This is a genomic window from Bradyrhizobium uaiense (genome assembly GCF_010811875.1).
GTDB lineage: Bacteria > Pseudomonadota > Alphaproteobacteria > Rhizobiales > Xanthobacteraceae > Bradyrhizobium > Bradyrhizobium uaiense.
On the sequence record NZ_VKHP01000081.1, the window covers coordinates 1 to 22,545 of the forward strand.

General features: G+C 61.6%; 21 protein-coding genes and 2 pseudogenes. 16 read left to right on the plus strand and 7 right to left on the minus strand.

Going from position 1 to position 22,545, the window contains the following annotated elements:
* The 3 genes and pseudogenes from FNJ47_RS20195 to FNJ47_RS51420 all read right to left on the minus strand — a co-directional run.
* Positions 1 to 261: pseudogene (locus FNJ47_RS20195) on the minus strand (hypothetical protein); the annotation flags it as partial.
* A gap of 272 nt (positions 262 to 533) precedes the next feature.
* On the minus strand, positions 534 to 1,643 hold the full coding sequence (ampH, locus tag FNJ47_RS20200) for a D-alanyl-D-alanine-carboxypeptidase/endopeptidase AmpH (RefSeq protein WP_347341692.1): 1,110 nt from the start codon (positions 1,641 to 1,643) through the stop codon (positions 534 to 536).
* Positions 1,644 to 1,931: 288 nt separating this feature from the next.
* On the minus strand, positions 1,932 to 2,966 hold the full coding sequence (locus tag FNJ47_RS51420; protein ID WP_236000001.1) for a calcium-binding protein: 1,035 nt from the start codon (positions 2,964 to 2,966) through the stop codon (positions 1,932 to 1,934).
* A gap of 593 nt (positions 2,967 to 3,559) precedes the next feature.
* Between FNJ47_RS51420 and FNJ47_RS20210 the strand changes: the two genes are divergently transcribed.
* Complete coding sequence (locus FNJ47_RS20210; RefSeq protein ID WP_163156156.1) at positions 3,560 to 4,453, plus strand: 3'-5' exonuclease; 894 nt, start codon at positions 3,560 to 3,562, stop codon at positions 4,451 to 4,453.
* Positions 4,454 to 4,599: 146 nt separating this feature from the next.
* On the opposite strand, the gene FNJ47_RS20215 is transcribed toward FNJ47_RS20210, so the two are convergent.
* A complete protein-coding gene (locus tag FNJ47_RS20215) occupies positions 4,600 to 4,773 on the minus strand; it encodes a hypothetical protein (protein WP_163156158.1) in 174 nt (57 codons plus the stop codon).
* A gap of 499 nt (positions 4,774 to 5,272) precedes the next feature.
* Positions 5,273 to 5,401: a hypothetical protein gene (locus FNJ47_RS53255; RefSeq protein WP_274613178.1), complete on the minus strand. Its 129-nt coding sequence runs from the start codon at positions 5,399 to 5,401 to the stop codon at positions 5,273 to 5,275.
* A 169-nt stretch (positions 5,402 to 5,570) separates the two neighbouring features.
* Between FNJ47_RS53255 and FNJ47_RS51425 the strand changes: the two are divergent.
* The 4 genes and pseudogenes from FNJ47_RS51425 (at position 5,571) to dinB (ending at position 9,122) form a co-directional block, all read left to right on the plus strand.
* A pseudogene (locus tag FNJ47_RS51425) lies at positions 5,571 to 5,901 on the plus strand (hypothetical protein).
* A 175-nt stretch (positions 5,902 to 6,076) separates the two neighbouring features.
* On the plus strand, positions 6,077 to 6,742 hold the full coding sequence (locus FNJ47_RS20225; protein ID WP_163156159.1) for an SOS response-associated peptidase: 666 nt from the start codon (positions 6,077 to 6,079) through the stop codon (positions 6,740 to 6,742).
* A gap of 35 nt (positions 6,743 to 6,777) precedes the next feature.
* A complete protein-coding gene (locus FNJ47_RS20230) occupies positions 6,778 to 7,272 on the plus strand; it encodes a thermonuclease family protein (RefSeq protein ID WP_347341691.1) in 495 nt (164 codons plus the stop codon).
* Positions 7,273 to 8,018: 746 nt separating this feature from the next.
* A complete protein-coding gene (gene dinB, locus FNJ47_RS20235) occupies positions 8,019 to 9,122 on the plus strand; it encodes a DNA polymerase IV (protein WP_163156199.1) in 1,104 nt (367 codons plus the stop codon).
* Between the two features lie 92 nt (positions 9,123 to 9,214).
* Here dinB and FNJ47_RS20240 read toward each other — a convergent pair whose 3' ends face one another.
* On the minus strand, positions 9,215 to 9,547 hold the full coding sequence (locus FNJ47_RS20240; RefSeq protein WP_236000002.1) for a hypothetical protein: 333 nt from the start codon (positions 9,545 to 9,547) through the stop codon (positions 9,215 to 9,217).
* A 155-nt stretch (positions 9,548 to 9,702) separates the two neighbouring features.
* On the opposite strand from FNJ47_RS20240, the gene FNJ47_RS20245 reads away from it, so the two are divergent.
* The 5 genes from FNJ47_RS20245 to FNJ47_RS20265 all read left to right on the plus strand — a co-directional run bounded on the left by FNJ47_RS20245 (position 9,703) and on the right by FNJ47_RS20265 (position 13,933).
* Entirely contained in the window at positions 9,703 to 10,026 is a 324-nt protein-coding gene (locus FNJ47_RS20245) for a hypothetical protein (protein WP_236000003.1), read from the plus strand.
* Positions 10,027 to 11,278: 1,252 nt separating this feature from the next.
* Positions 11,279 to 11,485 carry a hypothetical protein gene (locus FNJ47_RS20250; protein WP_163156163.1) on the plus strand — a complete coding sequence of 69 codons (207 nt, stop codon included), beginning with the start codon at positions 11,279 to 11,281 and terminating at the stop codon, positions 11,483 to 11,485.
* Between the two features lie 52 nt (positions 11,486 to 11,537).
* Complete coding sequence (locus FNJ47_RS20255; RefSeq protein ID WP_163156165.1) at positions 11,538 to 12,176, plus strand: LexA family transcriptional regulator; 639 nt, start codon at positions 11,538 to 11,540, stop codon at positions 12,174 to 12,176.
* Between the two features lie 161 nt (positions 12,177 to 12,337).
* Positions 12,338 to 12,613, plus strand: a complete 276-nt coding sequence (locus FNJ47_RS20260) for a hypothetical protein (protein WP_163156205.1) — start codon at positions 12,338 to 12,340, stop codon at positions 12,611 to 12,613.
* A 165-nt stretch (positions 12,614 to 12,778) separates the two neighbouring features.
* A complete protein-coding gene (locus tag FNJ47_RS20265) occupies positions 12,779 to 13,933 on the plus strand; it encodes an OpgC domain-containing protein (protein WP_163156166.1) in 1,155 nt (384 codons plus the stop codon).
* Between the two features lie 9 nt (positions 13,934 to 13,942).
* Here FNJ47_RS20265 and FNJ47_RS20270 read toward each other — a convergent pair whose 3' ends face one another.
* The gene (locus tag FNJ47_RS20270; protein WP_163156168.1) at positions 13,943 to 15,247 is read right to left on the minus strand and encodes a glycoside hydrolase family 3 N-terminal domain-containing protein; all 1,305 of its coding nucleotides are present in this window, start codon (positions 15,245 to 15,247) and stop codon (positions 13,943 to 13,945) included.
* Positions 15,248 to 15,489: 242 nt separating this feature from the next.
* On the opposite strand from FNJ47_RS20270, the gene FNJ47_RS20275 reads away from it, so the two are divergent.
* The 6 genes from FNJ47_RS20275 (at position 15,490) to FNJ47_RS20300 (ending at position 22,537) form a co-directional block, all read left to right on the plus strand.
* Positions 15,490 to 16,974, plus strand: coding sequence for a DUF4153 domain-containing protein (locus FNJ47_RS20275; protein WP_163156170.1), 1,485 nt, complete (start codon positions 15,490 to 15,492; stop codon positions 16,972 to 16,974).
* Positions 16,975 to 16,999: 25 nt separating this feature from the next.
* Positions 17,000 to 17,692, plus strand: coding sequence for a response regulator (locus tag FNJ47_RS20280; RefSeq protein WP_163156172.1), 693 nt, complete (start codon positions 17,000 to 17,002; stop codon positions 17,690 to 17,692).
* Between the two features lie 2 nt (positions 17,693 to 17,694).
* A complete protein-coding gene (locus FNJ47_RS20285; protein WP_163156174.1) occupies positions 17,695 to 19,287 on the plus strand; it encodes an ATP-binding protein in 1,593 nt (530 codons plus the stop codon).
* 354 nt (positions 19,288 to 19,641) lie between these two features.
* Positions 19,642 to 20,673, plus strand: a complete 1,032-nt coding sequence (locus FNJ47_RS20290) for a TRAP transporter substrate-binding protein (protein WP_163156176.1) — start codon at positions 19,642 to 19,644, stop codon at positions 20,671 to 20,673.
* Positions 20,674 to 20,690: 17 nt separating this feature from the next.
* Entirely contained in the window at positions 20,691 to 21,251 is a 561-nt protein-coding gene (locus tag FNJ47_RS20295; protein ID WP_175068398.1) for a TRAP transporter small permease, read from the plus strand.
* The gene (locus FNJ47_RS20300; RefSeq protein ID WP_021080340.1) at positions 21,248 to 22,537 is read left to right on the plus strand and encodes a TRAP transporter large permease; all 1,290 of its coding nucleotides are present in this window, start codon (positions 21,248 to 21,250) and stop codon (positions 22,535 to 22,537) included. The genes FNJ47_RS20295 and FNJ47_RS20300 overlap by 4 nt, the downstream gene beginning before the upstream one ends.
* Positions 22,538 to 22,545: the final 8 nt, after the last annotated feature.

Genomic DNA, 22,545 nt, shown 5'->3' on the forward strand with positions numbered 1-22,545 from the left:
ACCGCTCGCTCCGCCGCCAGCATGCGCGCCGTAGCCGATGCCGCCGTAATTGTCGGCGCCCTGCCCGCCGCCTGCCCCGCCTTCGATCGTCGCCGGCGTGCCGCCCGCATTGTTGGCGCCGGTCGAAGGATGCTGGGTGTCGGAGCCGGCCTCGCTGTAACCATTGCCGCCATTGCCGTGATAGCCGTAATAGTCCTGACCGCCGAAGCCGCCGCCGCCACCACCGCCGGTACCCGCGGTGATATCTGGAACGGCCCCCACACCGCCTCCCGGAGACGACCCGTTTGATTGATTTGTCGCCCCACCGGCGCCGCCCGTCCCTCCCGCTATTGAGGGCTTCGGGGAGAGCGCCAATACTACGAGAGCCGTCGACGCCAGCAGTAACCGCGCTGTAGCCGACGGTGACTTCCGAAGGCCAGCGATCTGCGGTGCGATCGCAAGTCGGCTCGCATCCAAGCGCGACAGAATGCTCGCCGGCCGGGGCATTGGCCGTCCTGGCAGCGGCGGCTGCATGCGACAGTCATCAATCCGCTTCATGGAGCAAGCTCGGCAGCCAGCTGACGCACTGCAGAGCGAAGCCCCTCGAACATCGAGAAGTTCACCCGGCTTGCAGCCACGAAGATTCCGAGCCTGCGGTTCGGCGACAGCACGACGTATGTCATGAAGCCACCGAGACCGCCGCTCTTGCCAAGCAGGAGTGGCACGCCGTCGCGCGCGGGGCTGATGATCCAACCGAGGCCCATGCCTTCGGCTCCCGTGACCTCGACACCGACCAGTCGTGCGAGGCCATCATGCGGCCGCCACATCGCGTGAGCGAGAGACAAGGCCGCGGCGGAATTTTCGCCATGCGCAAGATGCCAGCGCATCCAGCGCACCATATCGTCGGCGGTCGAATACACCCCGGCGCTGGCGTACATGATCTCCGGCACCTCCCAGTTCGGATCTCGCTTGCCGAACGGGTCGAGCCCCACCATCAGACGCGGTCGCTGCGCGTCTGACAGGCGCAGCGTGGTGTCCGCGAGATGAAGCGGTGCGATGACTTTGTCGTGTAGCAAGTCGGCATAGGAATTGCCCGCGGCCTTCGCCATTGCATCGCCCAAAAGACCGTAGCCGAAGTTGGAATACATCGCGGTCGTGCCCGGCGCGTAGGCGGGCGCATTCTCACCAAGCCACGCCCAATAAGTGTCGCGCTTGAATGCGAGGAACGGATTGCCGTCGCCCTCCTTCACCGAGGGATCGCGGACCTCGCGCGGCAGGCCCGCAGAATGGGTGGCAAGATCGAGCAGGCTGAACGGCTGATCTCCAAACGAGTGGACGCTGACGCCCGCCGGAGCATAGCGCGACAGCGGATCGGTGAGACCGAGGCGTCCTTCAGCGGCCAGCGTTGCCAAAAGGTCGGTGGCGAAGACCTTGGAAACCGATCCCAGCCGGATGATTGATCGCCCGTCGGGCTCGGCCTTGTTGCCGGGGACAGTCTCGCCATAGCCTTGTATGACACTGTCGTCGCCACGCACGACGGCGAGAACGAGCCCCGGAGCACCGGAGTCGAGAAACATCGCGGTGCCAGTCATCGACACCGCTTCCCGCAGCGCGAGGTCTTCTGCCGAAGCAGGTACTAGGCCGACACCCAGCATCGCAAGCACCGCCAAGCCCAACCTCGCACGTCTCCACGGCCCCATCCCCGCCCCTCCTCGACACCGCCGCACCGCCCTGCGAAGCCGGCACGAACCCTCTCATGGGTAGTCGCACACCGGCAGTATGTACGACCGCGGAGCCTAGAACTTGCGTCGCCATCGCATGAATCATTTGCAGGGGATCGTTAACGTTCGGGAAACTTGGACGATACTGCCAGCATGCCTCTGAGTGATCTTGCATCCGGCGGACGAGCGCGGGGGCCACAACCACCGCGCTCGTTCGGGTATTCCCAGGTCTCAGGCGTGCCAAGCCGCAGACATGGTGCTTTGCAGGCCGCGTCGTTCGGCACCGTGTGGATGCTCGAGCTGGTTGGATCGAAGCCCGGATTGTTGGCGGCATAGGTTGCCATCGCCTGAACCAGCTGCGACACCTGACCATCGATTTTCAGGCCGCCGGCGGTGATCTCCTGCAGTTGCGAACCGGCACGCACCGGAGAACCAGCCGCTGACCGTCGCGCTGGTGTTTGTGCCAAGAAGGTCGACGAGCAGATTGTCGCCTGAACGCTCGAACCAGAGTTGGTCGTTGCCGATCCCGCCAACGAAGTCGAGTTCATTGCTGGAGCCTGTCGCAGTCGGAAGGTTGATTGCGGCCTGCCCGGTGCCGGACGACACCCGGTAGAAATTGCTCCTTGCTCCACCGTTTGCGAGCTCAGCGCCGGCGCCAAACTGGAAGACGTTTGTGCCATAGGCGTTTCCGGTCAAGGTTGAATTGGACGCCGATCCAACCCAGGTGAAGGTTGTCGCAACACCCCTGACCTGATCCCTGTTCCAGCTGGCACCGTCGGAGAAGCTGATACCAAGTCCGTTCCTGTACGGTGACAACTCGTCCTTCAACGTGACCGTCTTGCCGGTCGACGTCACGGCCAGCACGACGTCGTTATTGCTGGCGTTGCGCGACAGCGTCACTCCGCTTGAGGCAATGTCCTGCATCCCCAGCGTGCCGCCGTTGTCGTCGACGACGTCATTGCCGCCGGCCGAGGTATAGATAAAGGTATCGGTTCCGTCCTTGCCGTTCAGGTACTTGTCACCGAGCCCGGCAATCAGCGTATCGTTTCGACCGTCATAACCGTAGATCGACCCGCCATTGGCGGCACTCGCCTGATCGAGCAACCTCTGCTCGATCTGGTCGGTGGTCCAACTGACACCGTCGGAGAAGCGGATACCGAGACCGTTCGCGTAAGGCGAAAACTCCCGGTTGATCGTCACGGTCTTGCCGGTCGAGGTCACCGTCAGCACCATGTCCCAACTGTCGTGATCCCGCGACAGCGTCACTAACCACCACTACCACGGCTCTTGAGCCAGACAGCGGCCGCACCGATCAATGCCGTCAGCACACCGTTCCACCAGATCGACCTCGGCCGCGCTGCGCTGATCGAACTGAGGTAAAGGAATGCGCCAAGCGCGATTCCATAGTGCTTCCGAAATTCGCCGCTCCTACGGGCGATTTCGACAAGGTCCGAAGACCTGACCTGCTGATCCGCCATCACGACCACCTCACCGTCTCAAGTCAGCATGATAAAAGTGAGTTGGGTGTTTCGTCGAGTCTTATTTCGTATTTTCCGAATAATGTGATCGAGACATTCCGTGCCGTGACGCGAGGGATCGAAGCCGCCAGCCCGTGCCGCGACGCGGCACGGTCCACGAGAGCCCGCCCGCATCCTGCGGCGCGCAAGCACCCTCCTCTGGATCCCCCCAGTTGGTTCCGCGGCAGAAGCCGGTCGGCACCGCCAGGAGCTGTCCTTCGGGAGCCGTCCTTCGGGAGCTGTCATTGCTCCAAGGACCTATCCACAGGCATTGCAGCGCCGGGACCGGTCCGATCGGCTAGACTGGCGAGCTTTCAACAAGATGATCGTCCGCCGCCCAATATGACCACTCAACCGCCGCTCGCCGAGATCGCCGGCATGCTTGAACAGTCACCCGACTACCGGGTGCTACGCCGGCTGATTCCCCGCTCCGACTTTACGCCGAGCGACGGGCAATCGACCAAGACCGCAATCCTGCTCGACGTCGAGACCACCGGCCTCGATCCGGCGCGCGACGAGATCATCGAGCTCGGGATGGTGAAGTTCACCTATCTGCCGGACGGGAGGATCGGCCGGGTCATCGACACCTTCAGCTGCTTCAACCAGCCGTCGATCGCCATTCCCGCGGAGATCACGGCGCTGACCGGCATCACCGATGCGATGGTCGAAGGCCACAGCCTGAACGAAGCGCGCATCAACGAATTCGCCTCCGATGCGGTCGTGGTCATTGCCCACAATGCCGGCTTCGACCGCAAATTCATGGAGCGTTACGCGGCTCTCTTCACGCTCAAGGCCTGGGCCTGCTCGGTCAGCGAGGTCGAATGGCGCGGCCATGGCTTCGAAGGTTCACGCCTGTCTTATCTCCTGATGAAGGCCGGGCTGTTTCACGAGGCGCACCGGGCGGTCGACGATTGCCTGGCGCTGCTCGAGATCCTCGCGATCACCCTGCCCAGGCTCGATCGCACGGTGCTGTCCGTGCTGCTCGAGCGGGCCCGCCGTAGGACGATCCGGATCTGGGCCGAGCAGTCGCCTTTCGAGCTCAAGGACGCGCTCAAGCGGCGCGGCTACCGCTGGAGCGACGGCGCCGACGGCAGGCCGCGGTCCTGGTACATCGACGTCGACGAACCGGATCAAGCTGCCGAAATCGAATACCTGCAAAGAACGATCTATCAAGCAGACGCCGATATCCGGACCCAGACATTGACTGCGTTCGACCGCTTTTCGGCGAGAATCTGAACGTCTCATATCTGGCCTCGCGCTCGCATGCCTATCGTGACGCTGCTGAGCCTTGCAACGCAACATCAGCAACATTCACATCGCGCCTCTGTGCTGACGCGAAGCCATTATTCGCTCGGTGCTGGAAGGAGAGTGGAGCCAGCCCTTCAGCTCTCTCGACCAGGCCAGTACTTCGCTTTGGTGGCGATCCAGCGCTCGGCGTCGGCTTCCGTTTCAAAATCTCCGATGTGAGAATCCGGCCCATTGCCGGTCTTGACCGCGACAAACCAGCGACCGTCCTTTGTCTTCTCGGGCTGAAAATGAGGCGTCTTGATTGTCATGCCGCTCAGTATGCGATGTTGAGGTCCGACGTTCCACTACGCTGGGACTGCCTCGAAGGCTTAGTCCATTTGGAGCATGTGATTGACCCATAGGGTGCGTCGAGATCGCGACGTGTCGCTGGAAATGGTGAGCCCGTATTCGCACGGATACAACGGGCGTGTTGTGAGGTTCATGATCGCCGCCTCGGCAAATAGCGCATGGGGACGTTCGCTATGCCAACAATGTCCAGGCAAGAGATGAACGCGCTCGCATGCAAATGTGACGCTTGCGGCCGTCATATGACGTTGCTGGCCGAGCTACCCTCCGTTGGCAAGTACGAAGCGGTCAATGTGTTTCGTTGTTATGGCTGCAATTCAGTGAAGTCGGAGCAAGAGGCCCGACGCTGAGTTCGGTCCTTGACCAACTGCTTGTTGGCCGGCGTTCTGCCGTCGCGACTTCTGGTGGCCTACCTTCCTGCCGCTGACGCGATCTCGATCATGCCTTCAGATGCGAGTAGCGTCAGCCCGGAAATTGCGGTTGGATCAGCGATACGATCATCCAGACGGCAATCAGAAGCGCCGGCGTGCAACTCACCACAGCAGCCAACCAGAGCTCGGCATTCGGGAACATTTCAGAATCGTTCTGCATGGTGATCCTCCGTGTGATCAACGGCCGCCGCTGGCGGTCGTTCCCCGCGCGTCGGTTCTTCAGTTGACATCAGAGGCATGTCCCACGACCCGCAGTAGCCTTATCGTGTTCCGCGCCGCAACAGCTGGATAATTTGCCGCGCTCTCCGACTCCTGCTTACTGGATCGGCATGGGTTCGAAATCTCGGGAGTACATGTTCAGCGCCACCGTCAGGCATCTGTCCGGCCCAGCCGTCGCCCGCGCTTGGTAACGCACTCAACGCCGGGTACCGCTATCTCGAAGTGAAGTGTCTCGGTTGCGAAACACATCAGGCGGTCGCGCTTGACATTGTCAGACGGCCGAAGTGGACGCCGATCCACGAGCTCGAGCGCTACATGCGGTGCAAGGATTGCTCCCGCCGGCACGGTTATCCTTTCAAGCGCAGCCACCTTGTGGCGCTCCGGACGACCAAGATCTCCACCATGAACCCACCGTCAACCTGGTGGCGCGGCGAGCGGTAGCCCATCTCGTGGGCGATACCCGTGCACGCCCGAGCATTCAAGAGTGCCTCGGTTATAATAGCGACTGCAGGCTTTGCGGCTGTTCTGCAGAAGTATCGCTGGCGCCGTCCCTTTCAACAGGCCACATTCACCGCTTGACAGCCGACGCGGTCACGAAATTTCAGCGAACCGGGCAATGTGCAATCTCTACAGCATCACGACCAACCAAGCCGCAATCCTGAACCTCTTCCGGGTCGTCAACCGATACGTTGGCAACCTGGCTCCCATGTCCGGCGTCTTCCCGGACTACCCCGCCCCCGTTGTTCGCAATGCCGGTAACGAACGCGAGATGGTGCTGATGCGCTGGGGCATGCCCCCGCCGCCGCGCACTGGCGGCCCGCCCGTCACGAATATCCGCAACACGTCCTCGCCGCACTGGCGCGGCTGGCTGAAGCCGGAGCACCGGTGTCTCGTCCCCTTCAATAGCTTCGCCGAATACGCTCCCGAGCCGAACCCGCAGACAAAGAAAAAGGACGTCGTTTGGTTCGCGCTCAGCGACGATCGACCGCTGACCGCCTTCGCCGGTATCTGGACCGAGTTCAAGGGCGACCGCGGGACGAAGTCCAAGCCAGTGCCGGGACCGCACCTCGTCTACGGCTTCCTGACGACCGAGCCGAATGAGGTCGTTGCACCGATCCACCCAAAGGCGATGCCGGTGATCATAACCACCGACGAGGAGCGCGACGTCTGGATGCGCGCGCCGTGGGACGAAGCCAAGGCGCTTCAGCGCCCGTTGGCCAACGATGCGCTGAAGATCGTCGCCAGGGGTGAGGCCAAGGAAGATATCCTGGTGTCACCATGAGGCGCCGGTGGCGTCTCGCGGCCGCGACGGTCGGCGTGCTTGTCGCCACGCCCGCGACAGCGGATGACATCGTGGGCCGCGCCAGTGTGATCGATGGCGACACGATCGAAATCCACGGCACGCGCATCCGATTATGGGGCATCGACGCGCCCGAAAGTGATCAGCTGTGCAGGAATGACGACAGCAATCTCTATCGGTGCGGCCAACAGGCCGCGACCGCGTTGGACGTCCTCCTCTACCTGGTCAAACGACCGGTGATCTGCAGTTCGAAAGGCAAAGACCAATACGGCCGGACCGTCGCCGTCTGCAAGGTAGGCGATCCTGGCCCTGACATGGCCCACTACCTCGTCGGAAAAGGACTAGCCCTGGATTGGCCGAAATACTCTCATGGCTACTACGCCGAAGCCCAAACCAAGGCACAAGCCGCCGGCCGTGGCATTTGGTCTGGTTCGTTCGTCGCGCCCTGGCTCTATAGAACCTGCATCCGAGCGGGCCAGAGGCCGACCTACTGCTCGGACGAGGCGAAGTAAGCACCCACGCCCAGCATCCAGCTAGGGTGCAGTCGAATCCCCTACTGCAGCCCTGCCCTCGCCGAGGCGACCAATCGCTTCGCGAGGTTGCGACGGTGATAACCATGCTGCAGGACGTCATGCCGAATGCTGTGGCTGACCGACCGAACGACACGCTTCTGTTTGCGCCAGCTTCCAGCGATCGCTGAAGGGATGGAGCCGCCCCGAGCAACAACCAGGAGCTCGTTGCTCCTGTTCAAATAAATATCGTACATGGAATACCCCAATTGTGTGCGCCTGCCCGCAGGTTCGGATGGGCTTCGACGGGGAGACAGCGGTCCGCGCGCGGCCCACTATGCGGGACGGCCTTCCAGGAAGCCCTGCAACGCCTTCCGAGCAACGCGCTCGAGAGCCCCCAGCGTCTTTTTCCCATGATGAGCGGCCCGCAGCAGCCGTCGCGCAATGAACTTCCTTGTTTCGTGATCGCCACCTCCGTTTGGGAGATCGCGACAGACATCATCCAGAACAACGTCAAGGTTAGCGGTCGTCCGCTCGTCAAACTTCTTCATGAAAATGCTCGCAACGAAATGGAGACGAACACCCTGGGCGAAAGCCAAATTGTCCAAGCGTGGGGCAATATCGCCGAAGCGGCACTAGCAAGTCTGGCAACATGGCGCTCACGACGTCCGACCGGCCAGTCAGGAACCGGACTTTTCCCCGCTTTCCCCGCCATTCCCGCGCGCGACGGCCTCGGGTATTGTTGCCAAATGAGTTCGCCGGACCAGGCGCGGGACAGCGGCGAGGCCCGACCGCGCAAGATCATCCATATCGACATGGACGCGTTCTACGCGTCGGTGGAGCAAAGGGACAATCCCGACTTGCGCGGCAAGCCATTGGCCGTTGGCGGCTCCGCGGAACGCGGCGTCGTGGCCGCAGCGAGCTATGAGGCTCGCAAGTTCGGGGTTCGCTCGGCAATGCCGTCGGTCACCGCCAAGCGTCAGTGTCCGGAGCTGATCTTCGTCAAGCCGCGGTTCGAGGTCTACAAGGCCGTCAGCCGTCAGATCCGGGACATTTTCGCCGAGCACACGGAAATCATCGAGCCGCTCTCCCTGGACGAGGCATATCTCGACGTCACCGAGAACATCCAGAACATCCCGCTCGCAACCGAAATCGCCACCGCAATCAGGGCCAAAATCCTCGCCGAAACCGGCCTCACGGCCTCCGCCGGGATCTCCTATAACAAGTTCCTGGCAAAGCTCGCGTCCGATCATCGCAAGCCCAACGGTCAGTTCGTCATCACCCCCAGGATGGGGCCCGCCTTCGTGGAAAGTCTCCCGGTCGGCAGATTCCACGGCATCGGCCCCGCGACGACTGCCAAATTCAACGGCCTCGGCATCTTCACCGGGCTCGACATCCGCAATCAATCACTCGAGTTCATGAATGCGAATTTCGGCAAATCGGGCGCCTACTACTACTGGATCTCGCGCGGGGTTGATGAGCGTCCGGTTCGGCCGAACCGGATCCGGAAGTCCATCGGCGCAGAGAATACATTCTCGGACGATCTGACGGCGTTCGATGCCCTGGCGGCAGAGCTCCAGCCGCTCGTCGAAAAGGTCTGGCGGCATTGCGAAGGCAGCGGCACCCGGGGGCGCACGGTGACGTTAAAGATCAAGTTCTTCGATTTCGAGATCATTACGCGCAGCAGATCGGTGCCGACCCAGGTGTCCAACCGCGCAGACCTCGAACGTCTTGCCATCGACCTGTTGCGGCACGAGATGCCCTTGCCGAAATCCGTGCGCTTGCTCGGCGTCTCGCTGTCCGTGCTCCATGACCAAGACCGAGCGGAGCCTCAACTCGACCTACCGATCTGACGCAGCTTGAACTTGCGCCTTCAATCAGAAGCCCGCGAAGATGAATATCCAGGAGTTGCAACAGCGCCCCTGACGTTGAGCCGTAAAGGGGATCACACGCGCAGCCGCAACGAGATTTCGGTGCTCGCAAATGTTCTCTCGGGTGTCAGCACCACCATGTCTACAACGGTCATCGAGCTCGGGTGGCTGTACACATACTTGACATGCCAAAGCGGCCCGATGTCGGGTGAGATAACAAAATCTCCGGATTCCAGCGCGCGGGCGATCGCCCTGACTGCCACACTATTCCTTATTGGAAGAGAGAACACGGCATCGACCAGCGCCGCGAGGGTCACTCCATCGGCAAGGAATGCGCGAGCAACATTGTCTCCGTGCGTCTCCCGAAGGGCCGACACGATTGCGGCGACGGCTTCTGGGTCCTTCACTCTGCGCGCCCTGTTGAGCCATGAGATGGTAAAGCTGCCGGGACTTACCCGGTGACCTGACTGTCTTATAGGCCAGGAGTCTTCCCGTTGGGAACGCAAAGCGGACCAGCTTCACCAGTCCAACGCAGGGCCTTTCCGATAATTCGGAACTGCCCTTGCCGACGGCGGGAGGCGTAAACATCTATCGCGTAGAAGCAATTCATTCTCCTACCGGTAGCAAAATGGACCTGACCGATCTCCACGATTTCGCGATACAGGCAAGAATGGCGTTCATCGTAGGCGTTGAAACGTTTGACCGCGTGTTCGCCGGCATCCGCTTTGCGGAGATCGACGGGTCCCTTCTGTATGTCTACGCAAGAGATGAGCCGACCGCAGCCGAGATCGAGGACAATTACGCCCTGCACATCGCAATCGTCGCATCGCAGATCGTCGGCCGCGAAATCGATGTCGTTGTCGTGCTGCCGAAGGTCCTTCAGTAATGATGCCCGTCAAATGCCGCCCGTTGTGCAGACGCCGGATCACCGCGGTGGCCGCAGGGGATCAGGAGCGGCTCGTCGCAGACTGCGACTATCGCAAATCCGCGGCCGGTTCGACGGCTCGAACACCGTATTGATCCGGATTTCGGTACAGATAGGTCGGCCGTAATATTATCTCTGCCGACGTTACCGTAACTTGCAGAGCATTTTTCACCTTTGAGTTTTTACAAGCCAATTGCAACCGGCCAAAAAAGGACCGTCCGAGGACGGTCCTTTTCGATTCCAGGCCCGCTCCAACGATCATTGTGGGGATTCAAGCTTTGACGAAGGTGCAGCTTGCTCGAGACGCGGCAGACATATTTCGATTGCTGCGAGCGTTCCGAGCAATTACGGATCGAACCGCGCGGCAGGTTGTTGTCGAAACCGTCGAGGCAATGGCCGAAGGCCGCACTGCCGACAAGCCACTTGAGGACAACACTGGAAAGCCTCGCACTTGAGCAGTGAACACCTCGGGATCGATTCTCACCTGGAAGGGCTCGTGCCGGTGCGGCGGCGCTGGCGCGCCCTGCCCCAAGCGCGACAGGCCGAAACCAGTTGATGGATTTCGGCGGTTGCCACCGGGGTTCAGAAACATGTTCGGCGGGCGCGGCCCGCGATAATCCCTTCCACTGACCTCGGCCCTCAATTGCCAGCGCTCAAGATTCAACTCGAATATCGGTTGAATTTTCCGGCGCGGGTTGACCGCTCCCAAACTTGGACGGTTCTATCTTCCGAGCGCTGAAGCTTGGAGGCAGTCGACGTCATTGGCTCCATCCTCTCAAGACGCCTCAGTCGCTCAAGGCTTGCAAACGGCCGCTCAGTATCTCCGCATGTCAACTGAGCATCAGCGGTGACCAAGCATTGAGCCGGCGTTCGAAACAAGCCTCCCTTCGCGACAATCAACACGTCGTGTGTCAAGGCAATAGTCATTGCCTCCCCGCAGCCTCCCGAAGGGCACTGCTAGAGCAGCGATGCGATAAGCAAGCGAAGTGCGCTTGGCGGCCACCGGAGTGACGGTGCGGCGATCGCTCTTGGAATTCTCTGGCGCGACGATTGCGCGCGGGCCCTGTCGCGTCGACCGTCGTCGGATTCTTCTTGACCTCCCGGTGCGCACGTCGGGCACACGCAGCCTTTCTAACCAGTTGAAAAACCTAAGTTCTCGCTCCAATCCATCGGGGCAGGCAACTTGCAGTGCTCCAACGATGGGAGCAACGGCATGACTGGGTCCGCCAAGATTCGAAAGATCGTCGACCGCCCGGCAGGGATGGGGCACGAAACCATTGCACATCGCTCGTTGAGACAAATCAGCGTGGGCAGCGGTGTTCTCGACCAGTCAAATCGGTGCGAAGCTTTCGCATTATTGACGCCGGCGTCGCCATACGATCCCTATTTCTCGTGCTTCGAAGAAGAAGCCGGGCCTTGATTTCTGATAATCGTAACGCCTATACTGTGTCCAGGCTTGGAAAGGATGAAACATGCTGGACGCGGCACTGATCGAACGGGCACTGGAAAAGACCGGGAAGAGCAAAGGCGGGCTTGCCCGCGCAATGGGGGTTCGGGCCGGGGCGGTGTCCGAAATCCTGTCGGGAATACGGTTGATCAAGGCATCGGAAATCGCCCCGATCATGGAATATCTGGAGCTGAACTCGGTGCCGATCGTGGGCCGGGTCGGCGCCGGTGCCTCGATCCAGCCGGAGCTTGAGCAGGTCCCGCCGGAGGGGCTCGGCGAGATCGAGCTTCCGTTTCCGATGACGGAAGAGACCGTCGCCTTCGAGGTTTCAGGCGATTCGATGCTGCCGAAATACGAGAACGGCGACGTCATTGTGGTGTACCGCGAGCAGCGTTATCCGCTGTCGAGCTTCTATGGCGAAGAAGCCGCGGTTCGGCTGAAGAGCGGCGAGCGCTATCTGAAGACGATCGAACGCGGCAGTTCTTCCGGCACCGTCAACCTCAAGAGCTTCAATGCCAAGCCGATCAACGGCGTAAAGCTCGAATGGATCGGCGAGATCTGCGTCACCCTGCCCCGCGGTCAGATCGAACGGCTGCGCGGCAAGACGGCGGCGAAGGGCCGCAAATCTGGCCGGTCACAGGGCGGACGGTCGTCCGAGAAATAGTGGGGCTGCGTCGGGGGGCGGCCTAGCCGATTCGGATGCCTTCGGCCCGAATCGTCGGAGCACCCACGCCGAAATTTCCGGTTATCGGCAATTTCTCTTGACTTAATTCCGATTATCGGAAATACTGGTCGATGAAAGTCAACGCATCGAACTATCAGGCAATGCAGTATTTTGTCGTGATGATCGACTATGGCCGCCGTGGCCGCGAGGCGATCGTCGATCCCGAAATGACGCGGCGCGAGGTCGTCTCGCGCGTTGCGTCGGGGGAATACACCAACATCAGCTTCATCCACGAGGTCGCCGAGTGCTCGGTTGAGGATGTTACCGACGACATCCTTGCCGAGGCTGCCCTGCCGGAAATCCCCCTGACCGGCACCAATCTGCAGGCAAATATGCTGAATCACGCCCGCGATCTGCGCAAGCACGAGCCGGTCTGAGGTCGCTCAATTGGTGATTGCGAAAACGTGATCTTTCTTGAACCGGCCACTTGGCCGGAACCCGAAACGGACTAGATAGGGTTCACGCAGAGTCAATTCGGACCGGGCGCGGGTTCCCTTTAGATTGGCGTTTCGTTTTCTCGGGCCGGCAGTTTTCAGCTTCAGATGACTTCGACATTAAATCCCGAGATCGCGCGAGCCGATGGCGATCTCAGGATCGCGCTGCTGCTTGGCATCGCGAACTGGTTTCTGTTCCTCGACCATGTTCCGCACAATTTCGTCAGCGCGCTGACGATGCGCAATTTCGGCTTCAGCGGCGCGACCGATCTTTTCGTCTTCATCGGCGGCTACGCGGTGACGCTCATCTACGCCAGGATGGCGCTGGAACGCGGCTTCGTGGTGGCTGCAACCCGCATCTTCAAACGCGTATGGCAGCTCTATGCCGCCTATATCGTTTTGTTCGTGATCTATGTCGAGTTGATCAGCTATGTCGCCGCGCGGACGGCGGCACCCGAGATCATCAGCGAATTCAACATCACGGGCTTCATCGACCACCCGGTCCGGACCCTGATCTACGGCTTGTTCCTGCAAGCCAAGCCGCTCAATCTCGACGTGCTGCAACTCGTCATCGCCCTGATGGCCTTCCAGCCGGTTGTCGTATTCGGGCTGCTGTACGTACCGAATGCGACGCTTCTCGCGTCGGTGGCGCTTTACGCTACCGCCCGCCTCCTCGACTGGAACCTGACATCAGATCAGTACGGATCCTGGTATCTTAATCCATTCTGCTGGCAATTGCTGTTCGTGATGGGCGGCTGGCTCGCGCTCATCGGCACGCGCTATGCTCCCGCGATCCGCGCGATGCAGGCCATTCCCGCGCTGCGCGCCACGGCCTTGCTGTACCTGCTGTTCGCGCTGACGATCGTGTCCAGCAGCGAGATTCCGGCACTCGCCCAAATGGTGCCGAGCGGGCTGAGCGACATGCTCCTGCAGAACGACCGGGAAGATGTTGCGCCTCACCGCATCCTGCATTTCCTGACCCTGACTTTCCTCTTCACCTGGCTGGTGCCACGAGACTGGGAATACCTGCGGTCTTACGCCTTGCAGCCTGTCGTCAAATGCGGCGAAGAATGGCTGGCCGTGTTTTGCGCCGGCGTGTTCCTCTCCTTCGCCGCGCATCTGATCCTGATTACCGGCCCGTACTCGCTGGCAAGGCAGGTCGCCGTCAGCATCGCCGGTATCGCTGCGATGACCGCCGTCGCCTATTACGTCTCGTGGTCGAAGCAGCAGGACAACAAATCGGCCGTCGACGCCCATTCCTGAATCTGGAGCCTAATCGATCAGCAATGCGCGCCGCAGCCGCGTCTCGCTGTCGTGCAACATTGCACCATCGAGGCCCCCGCGCGCAGCTGCATCGGTGGCGCAAGCGAACAGGCGGTAGAACTGCAAGCCGTCATAGGCAACCAGCAGGAGATCGACGCCTGCGTTCAATGCCTCCACGACCGCGGTGCAGACATCGTGTTGATAGATCGCGCCCATCACCAGATCATCCGTCATGACGATGCCCTGGTAATTCCAGGTCTTCCGGATCAGCCCATCGACGACGGCCTTCGAATGCGACGCAGGCCGTCCGGGATCGAGCGCCCTCACCGCCACATGCCCGACCATCAGGCGCGCACCGGTCGTTGCCAGCACGTCGCGAAACGGACGCCAGTCGGACGCCTCGAGTTCGGCGAGCGGCGTATCGAGATCGGCAGTGAAATGATGCGTGTCAGCACGCACGCGCCCCAATCCCGGGAAGTGCTTCACGGTGGCACCCACGCCCGCAGACTCGTGGCCTTGGATATAGGCGCCGGCGATCGCGCTCACCTTGGCCGGATCATCGGAGATCGCGCGCTGATTGATCAACGTATTGAAGTCGAGCCGGTTGCGCTTCGCCGCTGGCCGGAGATCGAGCACCGGCGCAAAATTCAGGTTGATGCCGAGCGACGCCAGCTCCCGTCCATGGATGCGGCCGAACTCCTCGGCCTTTACCCTTTGCTCGTCCGGCGGCAGCTCGGCCAGCGTGGCAAGCGCGGGTAACCTCGTCAACGGCGGTGCGAGGTGCGAAACGATGCCGCCCTCCTGATCCGTCGCGACCGTCAGCGGCGGCAGCCCCGCCGCACGGCGCCTGGCCTGCAACGCTGCAATTTCCGCCTTCAAGGCGTCAGCCGTCCTGCCGGCAATGTTGCGCCGGGTCACATAGATGCCCGCAACGAATCCTTGCTCCGCCAGCTGCGCGACCTCGTCGAACGATCGGTAGCCCACGATGAAATGCTGCCCGAGGGAGCGCGCGAGAACCGGTTCGGTCTGGAGAACACGATGCTTCCGCACTTCGAACACTCCGTGCGCGGCCAGCATCGCGAGCGGCGGCAGGCACCACAGGATCACCAGTAGCTTTCCTGACGACGCCCGCCGGCGCCACGCGCCGCGACGAACCAGCAGGAGCACGACCGCGCTGCTTGTGACGACGAAGAGGACATTGCCTGTCCCACGCAAGGGGACCAGATACGGATCGTTGTTGTTGATGCCCGCGAAGACGAAGACGAGGCCTGCGATCCAGAGCAGGGTAATGCCGACGCATTTGCTGACTTGCATGGGGACCACGAGGGACTGAAGAGGCCGAACGGCTTCGTCCCTATCAGACGAGATTCGTCAGCGCGAGCCGACAAGTCGCGTCTGCACGCCATCTGCATAAAAATCCTGAACTCCTGCTCGTCGCGCTCCAGCCGTTTGCACATGCACGCGTCAAGGTGAGCCAAGCAGCGGGCCGGATCCCATACCCGAGCAAGGGACTCCGCCCGCGTCCGCCTGCGCATCCCTTCGATCCCGAGGTCATCATGACAAGCCTTGCGCCGCCAGAGACCAAGCCCCAATCAATCGACAGCAACCTGCCGCCGGCGAAAATCGCGGTGATATTTGCCCTCGCGGCACTGGCCGATTGGTTGTTCTACGACCAGCGCCTCGGTCTCTCGGTCGTCATTTTCGCAATCGCGCTGACCTGCGCGTCCCTGATTGTCAACCTCGGCAATCTCGAGCATCGCCGACTGCTGCTTGCCGGGGCGATCGTGTTCGCCGGGCTACTGCCAGCGTTCGAGGATATCAACGCTGCCTCACTCGTCATCATTGCGCTTGCCCTCGGCGCAGCCCTGATGCTGACGACCAATCCTTGTCTCAACAGTCTCGTCAGAGGAGTTGCCTCCCTGCTCGAGCTCTATCTGGTCGGCCCCCTCAGATTGTTCCAGGACTCGATCCGCGCGTTCAATTTGCCCGTGCTCACGAGGAGCTTTACCCTGTGGTGCGTACCATTACTGCTCGGAAGCCTCTTCGTCCTGCTGTTCATGGCGGCCAACCCATTGCTGACGAAATGGATCAGTCAGCTGAACCCAGGCGATCCCTCCTCCTATCTCAGCATCGGCCGTATGTTATTCTGGATCGCGGCAGCGGCGCTGGTCTGGCCCTTCATCCACATCCGATGGCGCAACTACGTCGAGGTGGCGGAAGAACGGCCCCGATCTACCGCGAACGATCCGCCCCGCTCGACCGGCCTGAGTTTCTTCGGCCCGGGCACTATCTTGCGCTCGCTGATCCTGTTCAACCTGCTGTTTTCGATCCAGACCATCCTCGACCTGATCTATCTCTGGGGCAATGGGACGCTGCCCGCCGATGTCACCTATGCGTCGTACGCACATCGCGGCGCCTATCCTCTGATCATCACCGCGCTGCTCGCCGCGAGTTTCGTTCTGGTGACCATGCGGCCGGGCGGCCTTGCCGAGCGATCGCGTGTGATGCGATCGCTCGTTTACCTCTGGATCGGACAGAATGTCCTGCTGGTCATCTCCGCGATGCTGCGGCTTGATCTCTACGTCCAGATCTACCTGCTCACCTATTGGCGTATCGCGGCGTTCGTCTGGATGCTGCTGGTCGTGCTCGGGCTGGTCCTGATCCTGGTACGCATCGTCCAGCGGCGCTCGAACGAATGGCTGATCCACGCCAACCTGGTCACATTGGCGATCGTCCTCTACACCTGCTCCTTGATCAATTTTGCCGCCATCATTGCCGACTACAACATCGGTCACAGCCGGGAAGCCTCGGGCAGCGGGGTCAACCTGGATATGGATTATCTGATCCGGCTCGGCCCGCAGGCGCTCCCGGCCATCGACAGGGGGCTCCAGCTCCACTCCTTCGATCCGAACCTTGTTTACCGCCGCAATTGCCTTGTACAAGAGCAACGCGAGCAGATGACCTCATGGCGCAGCTGGGGCTTCCGCAGCTGGCGGCTCCAGCGCTTTCTGGATCGTCAGCAAGGAGCGGCCGCAGGCTAGATTACGTTCGTTTCGGAGTGGACGCGTGCCCCACCGCATTCTTATCGTCGACGATGACCTGCATATCCGGGAGGTCATCCGCGTCGCACTCAAGAAAGCGGGCATGAACGTGGTCGAGGCGCGCGACGGCAAGGAAGCGCTGGTCAGATTTTCAAATGACCGGCCGGATCTGATCGTCCTCGATATCGGCATGCCGGAATTCGACGGCCTCGATGTCTGCCGCGAGATTCGCAAATCATCCGATGTGCCGATCCTGTTCCTCTCCGCCCGCGACGAGGAGATCGATCGCGTTCTGGGGCTCGAGATCGGCGGCGACGACTACGTGACCAAGCCGTTCAGCCCGCGCGAGCTTGTCGCGCGCGTCAATGTGATCCTGCGGCGGCTGACGCCGCGACCTGGCGCGCCGGAGCCTGGCGCGCTGACCAAAGGACAGCTCTCGGTCGATGCTGAGCAGCACGTCGCAACATTCGCCGGAATGCCACTGCACCTGACCGCGATCGAGTTCGGCATCCTGCGGACCTTCCTGACGCGACCGATGGCAGTCTTCAATCGTGAGCAGATCATGAGCGCCGCCTATCAGCTCAATATCCAGGTCTCCGACCGCACCATCGACAGTCATATCCGCAACATCAGAGCCAAGCTCGCCGCGGTGAATTGCGACAGTGTCATCGAGACCGTGCACGGCGTCGGATTCAAGCTCGGCCGGTGCGAGCCTTAGGCATGACGTCCTTCCGCGCCCGCCAGAAGTGGCGACCGTCGCTCAGCTTCATCATCTTTGCCGTGCTCGCCCTTGTCGCGGTCCTTCCGTTACTTGGGCTATTCTTCTTCCGTCTCTACGACAACCAGCTCATTCGTCAAACTCAGGCCGAATTGATCGCGCAAAGTCGTGTGCTGGCCGTGATCTATGCGCAGGACGTCCGCGCACTGCTTCGCAATGACATCCCGCTCGGCGCCGCAGTTCCAACTGAGGCGCTGCCGGACCCTGGCGATCAGGTGACGCCAATCCGGCCCGAGCTCGATCTTGCCGGCAACGACCTCTTGAGGCGACGGCCCGACGCGCTGCGGGCGACCAAGCCCGCAGACCCGGCCTATGTCGCAATCGGTGCGCGGCTGATGCCCCTTGTGCTGGACACCCAGAAGGTGACGCTCGCGGGCTTCCGGATTCTCGAACCGCAGGGCGTCGTCATCGCGGGACGCCAGGAGGCCGGACAATCGCTGGCCCATATCGAAGAGGTGGCCGCAGCGCTACGCGGCCAGTATAGCGCAGCGTTGCGCATCCGCGTCCCCGACAAACCTCCGCCTCCGATCTATTCGATCAGCCGCGGCGTCGGCGTTCACGTCTTCTCGGCAATGCCGGTCATTGTCAATGACCGCGTCGCCGGCGTGATCTATGCGTCGCGGACGCCAAGCAATATCTTCGAGCATCTCTATCGGGAGCGTGGCAAGTTCCTGCTGGCCGCGATGGCCGTCATCATGGCAACAATCGCCATCGGCCTGGTGTTCTCGCGCACTGTCACGCGGCCGATGCGCGAGCTGGTCGACCGCGCGGTGCGGATTGGCCGTGGCGACCGCGATGCATTCAAGCCGCTGCGGCACTATGGCACCCGCGAGCTGGCCCAGCTCTCCGACAGCTTTCTCGACATGGCCCAGCAGCTGTCGCACCGCTCCGACTACATCGCTACCTTTTCGGCACACCTGACGCACGAACTGAAATCGCCGCTGACATCGATCCGGGGCGCAGCCGAGCTGTTGCAGGATTCGCTTCAAAGCAAATCAGATGCGCTGACCCGATCCGAGCAACAAAGCTTCATCTCGAACATCCTCGGTGACGTCGAGCGGCTCGATGCGATGAGCCAGCGGTTGCGCGAGCTGGCCCGCGCGGAAAGCGCTCCGCAGAACGAGCAGACCACGCTCTCCGCCGTCATCGAGAACCTGAAGAACCGCTTTCCCGGACGGCTCATCGTGGCCAGCGGTTGCCTCGACCGCCCGATCGGGATGTCCGGCGAGAAGGCGCTGATCGTTCTGGCGCATCTGGCCGACAATGCGTTCTGTCACAATGCGACGTCCCTCCGGATCGAGGCGGCCGACGAGGTCTCCACCGTCAAAATGACGGTCAGCAACGATGGCGACCCCGTCTCCGAAGCCAACAGCGACAAGATCTTCGACGCCTTCTTCACCACCCGTCGTGATAGCGGCGGCACCGGAATGGGGCTAGCCATCGCGCAGGCCGTCATGGCAACCCATGGCGGCACGATCCGTCTCGTGCCCTCCAGCCGGGGCGTCGCGTTCGCGCTGGAGTTTCCCGCAATCTGATCGGGTCGGATCGGCTCGATGACGATCGCCGGCGCTGCCGCCGGTCCTACACCTGAGAGAATTTCCCGCGTGGTGGACAAAGCGCAGCCGTTCCATTCTCGCGGTAGACCGGAACAAGACTTTCGTCGACGTGCCCACCCCTTGATCGCGGTTGCCGCCCGCGTCTCGCTTCAAAATCCAGGCCCACTCCGACGTCCGCTCGCGTGCCTCTACCATCGTCGTAATCGCGTCGACGCATGGCGCTGCGCGCTCTCCGGTTGTCTGATCAGGCATGCTCAGCCGAGCCCTGCTTGACGTCCAAATTCGTTTGTGCGCAGCTGCCTAAAACTACAAGGCTACTCAGGGGCAGGAAATATGGGCGGGCTTCGGCAGGCGCTGGCCGGTTACGGCTTCCTCATCGCATCGATCAATCTGGCGACAGCGGCGGAGCCGATCAAGCTGCGGGTCGCCGACTCCTTTCCGAAGGGACACTACCTCGTCCGCCTCGTGCTCGAGCCCTGGATGGCCGAGGTGCAGAAGCGCACCAACAACGCAGTGACCTTCGAGCATTATCCGGCCCAACAGCTCGGCAAGGCCGCCGACATGCTCAAGCTGACGCAAACCGGCGTCGCCGATATCGGCTATGTCGCGCCCGCCTATGTCTCCGACAAGATGCCGGTCTCCGAGGTCGCGATGCTCCCCGGCGCGTTCGAGCATACCTGCCAAGGCACGCTCGCTTATTGGAAGACGGCGCGGAACGGCGTGATTGCGCAGCAGGATTATACCGCGAACGGGATACGCCTGCTGCTCGCGGTGAGCCTGCCGCCTTATCGCATCCTGACCGTGAAGCAACCGGTGAAGGACACAGCCGACATCAACGGACTGAAGCTGCGATCGACCGGCGGCGCGCAGGACCTCACCTTGCGCGCGATCGGCGCCGTGCCGGTACGCATGGCGGCGCCCGACGCCTATGAGTCGCTGTCGCGCGGCACCATGGACGGCCTGCTGTTTCCGCTCGAAAGCGTCGTCGCCTATGGCGCCGACAAGCTCGTGAAGCATTCCACCGACGGCTTCGGCTTCGCGAGCTTCGTGGTCGCCTATTCGATCAGCGAGACCGCCTGGAAAAAACTGTCGCCGGATATCCAGAAGGCGATGATCGACGTCGCCGAAGAGATCCTGCCGTCCGCCTGCAAGGAAGTGCAGAAGCAGGACAGCGAGACCATGAAGTCGATGGAGGTCGCAGGTGTTCACTTCGACACCCTGCAGCCCGACGTCGTCGCAAAGCTCAAGGACCTGACGAAGGGCGTGGGCAAGGCATGGGCCGACGGGCTCGACGGACGCGGCAAGCACGGCAGTGAAGCCCTGTCGGAATTCAGCGCCGCCGTCGCGGCGGTGCCGGCCCAGTAGCGCGGACGGAGCCCAAATTGATCAAGACAAGCCTGAAGGCTCTGACTGCCATCGAGAAGGTGACCTCGGCCCTTGCCGCGGCCATGATGTTCGCAATCATGATCATCGTCTTCGCAGACGTCGTGATGCGCTACGTCTTCAACCGGCCGTTCTCCTGGGCCTATGACCTGATCTCGCTCTACGTGATGGCCGGCGTGTTCTTCCTGTCGCTCTCCGGTACCTACGCGGTGAACGGGCATATCAGCGTCGATATTCTGCTGCCGCGCTTCTCGGCGATCATCCAACGCCTTTGCGTCATCATCTCCAACATCGTCGGCCTCGCCATCTTCGTTCCAATCGCTTGGCTGGGCTATCAGCGCGCGCTCGACAATTACGTGTCCGGCGACGTGATGGCCGGTGCGATCCCATGGCCGACCTGGGCGTCCTCGATCTTCGTGCCGGTCGGTGCGGGAATTCTCGCGCTGCGCCTTGCCGTGCATCTCATTGCCAATGTCGCAAGCCTCCTGACCGGCGAAAACCTGTTGCCGTTGCCGGCCATCTCCGGCCATTCGGAGAAGGCTGCCGGAGGTTTCGAATGATCCCGACTTTTATCCTCGCGCTGCTGTTCTTCCTGCTGGCGATCGGAACGCCGGTCGCGTTCGCCATGGCCTTCTCCGGCGGGCTCGGTCTCTATCTGACCGGCGGCCTGCCGATCCTGCTCGGCGTGCTGCAGACGACGCCGCTCTCGGCCGTCACTTCCTACGAGCTGATCACGATCCCGATGTTCCTGCTGATGGCAGACCTGGTGCTGCTGTCAGGCGTTGCCGACGACCTGTTCAAGACCGCCGCGGCCTGGGTTGGACGCATCCCCGGCGGTCTCGGCATGGCGACCGCGCTGGCCGGTGCGGGTTTCGGCTCGATCTGCGGCACCAGTACGGCCTCCGCCGCGACGCTGTCCTCGACCAGTCTTCCCGCGATGATCCGCCAGGGTTACGAGCCGAAAATGGCTGCCGGCGTCGTTGCGATTTCAGGCACCCTTGCGATGCTGCTGCCGACCTCGGTGGCGCTGGTGATCTTCGGCCTGCTCGCCGAGGTGAATATCGGAAAGCTGCTGATCAGCGGCATCATCCCTGCGATCTTCGTCACCATCATCATCATGTCGACGATCTATATCCTGGTGCTGCTCGATCCCTCGCGCGCACCGACGATATCGGCGGTGACATGGTCGGAACGGTTCAGCCTGCTCTGGCAGGTCAGCCCGATGGTGGTCCTGTTCTCGATCGTGACCGGCACAATCTATCTCGGGATCGCGACGCCGACGGAAGCCTCGGCCTTCGGCGCATTCGGTGCCTTCTGCCTCGCCTGCTGGAAGCGCAAGATCAACCTGACGTCGCTCTACACGACGTTACGGCATGCGGCTCAAGGCACTTGCATGATCGTTCTGATCATCATGTGCGCGCATATCTTCGGCTATTTCTTCACCCTCACCCAGGTGACACAGAATATCGTCGGCTGGGTCGGCGGGCTCGACGTCTCGCGCTGGATCATCATCACGCTGATCCTGTGCGGCTACATCGTGCTCGGCTCGTTCATGGACCAGATCGCGATCCTGGTGCTGACGGTTCCGATCGTGCTGCCGCTGATCAAGTCGCTCGGCTTCGATCCGATCTGGTTCGGCGTCATTAAGATCGTGACCGCCGAGGTTGGCATGATCACGCCGCCGATCGGATTGAACTGCTTCATCGTGGCGCGCTATGCGCACCGCCCCGTGGGCGAGGTGTTCCACGGCACATTCCCGCATTTCATCGCGCATCTGATCGCCATCGCCATTTTCGTGGCATTCCCGGAGATCATCCTCTGGCTGCCGAACCACATGCAACATTGAAGAAGCCG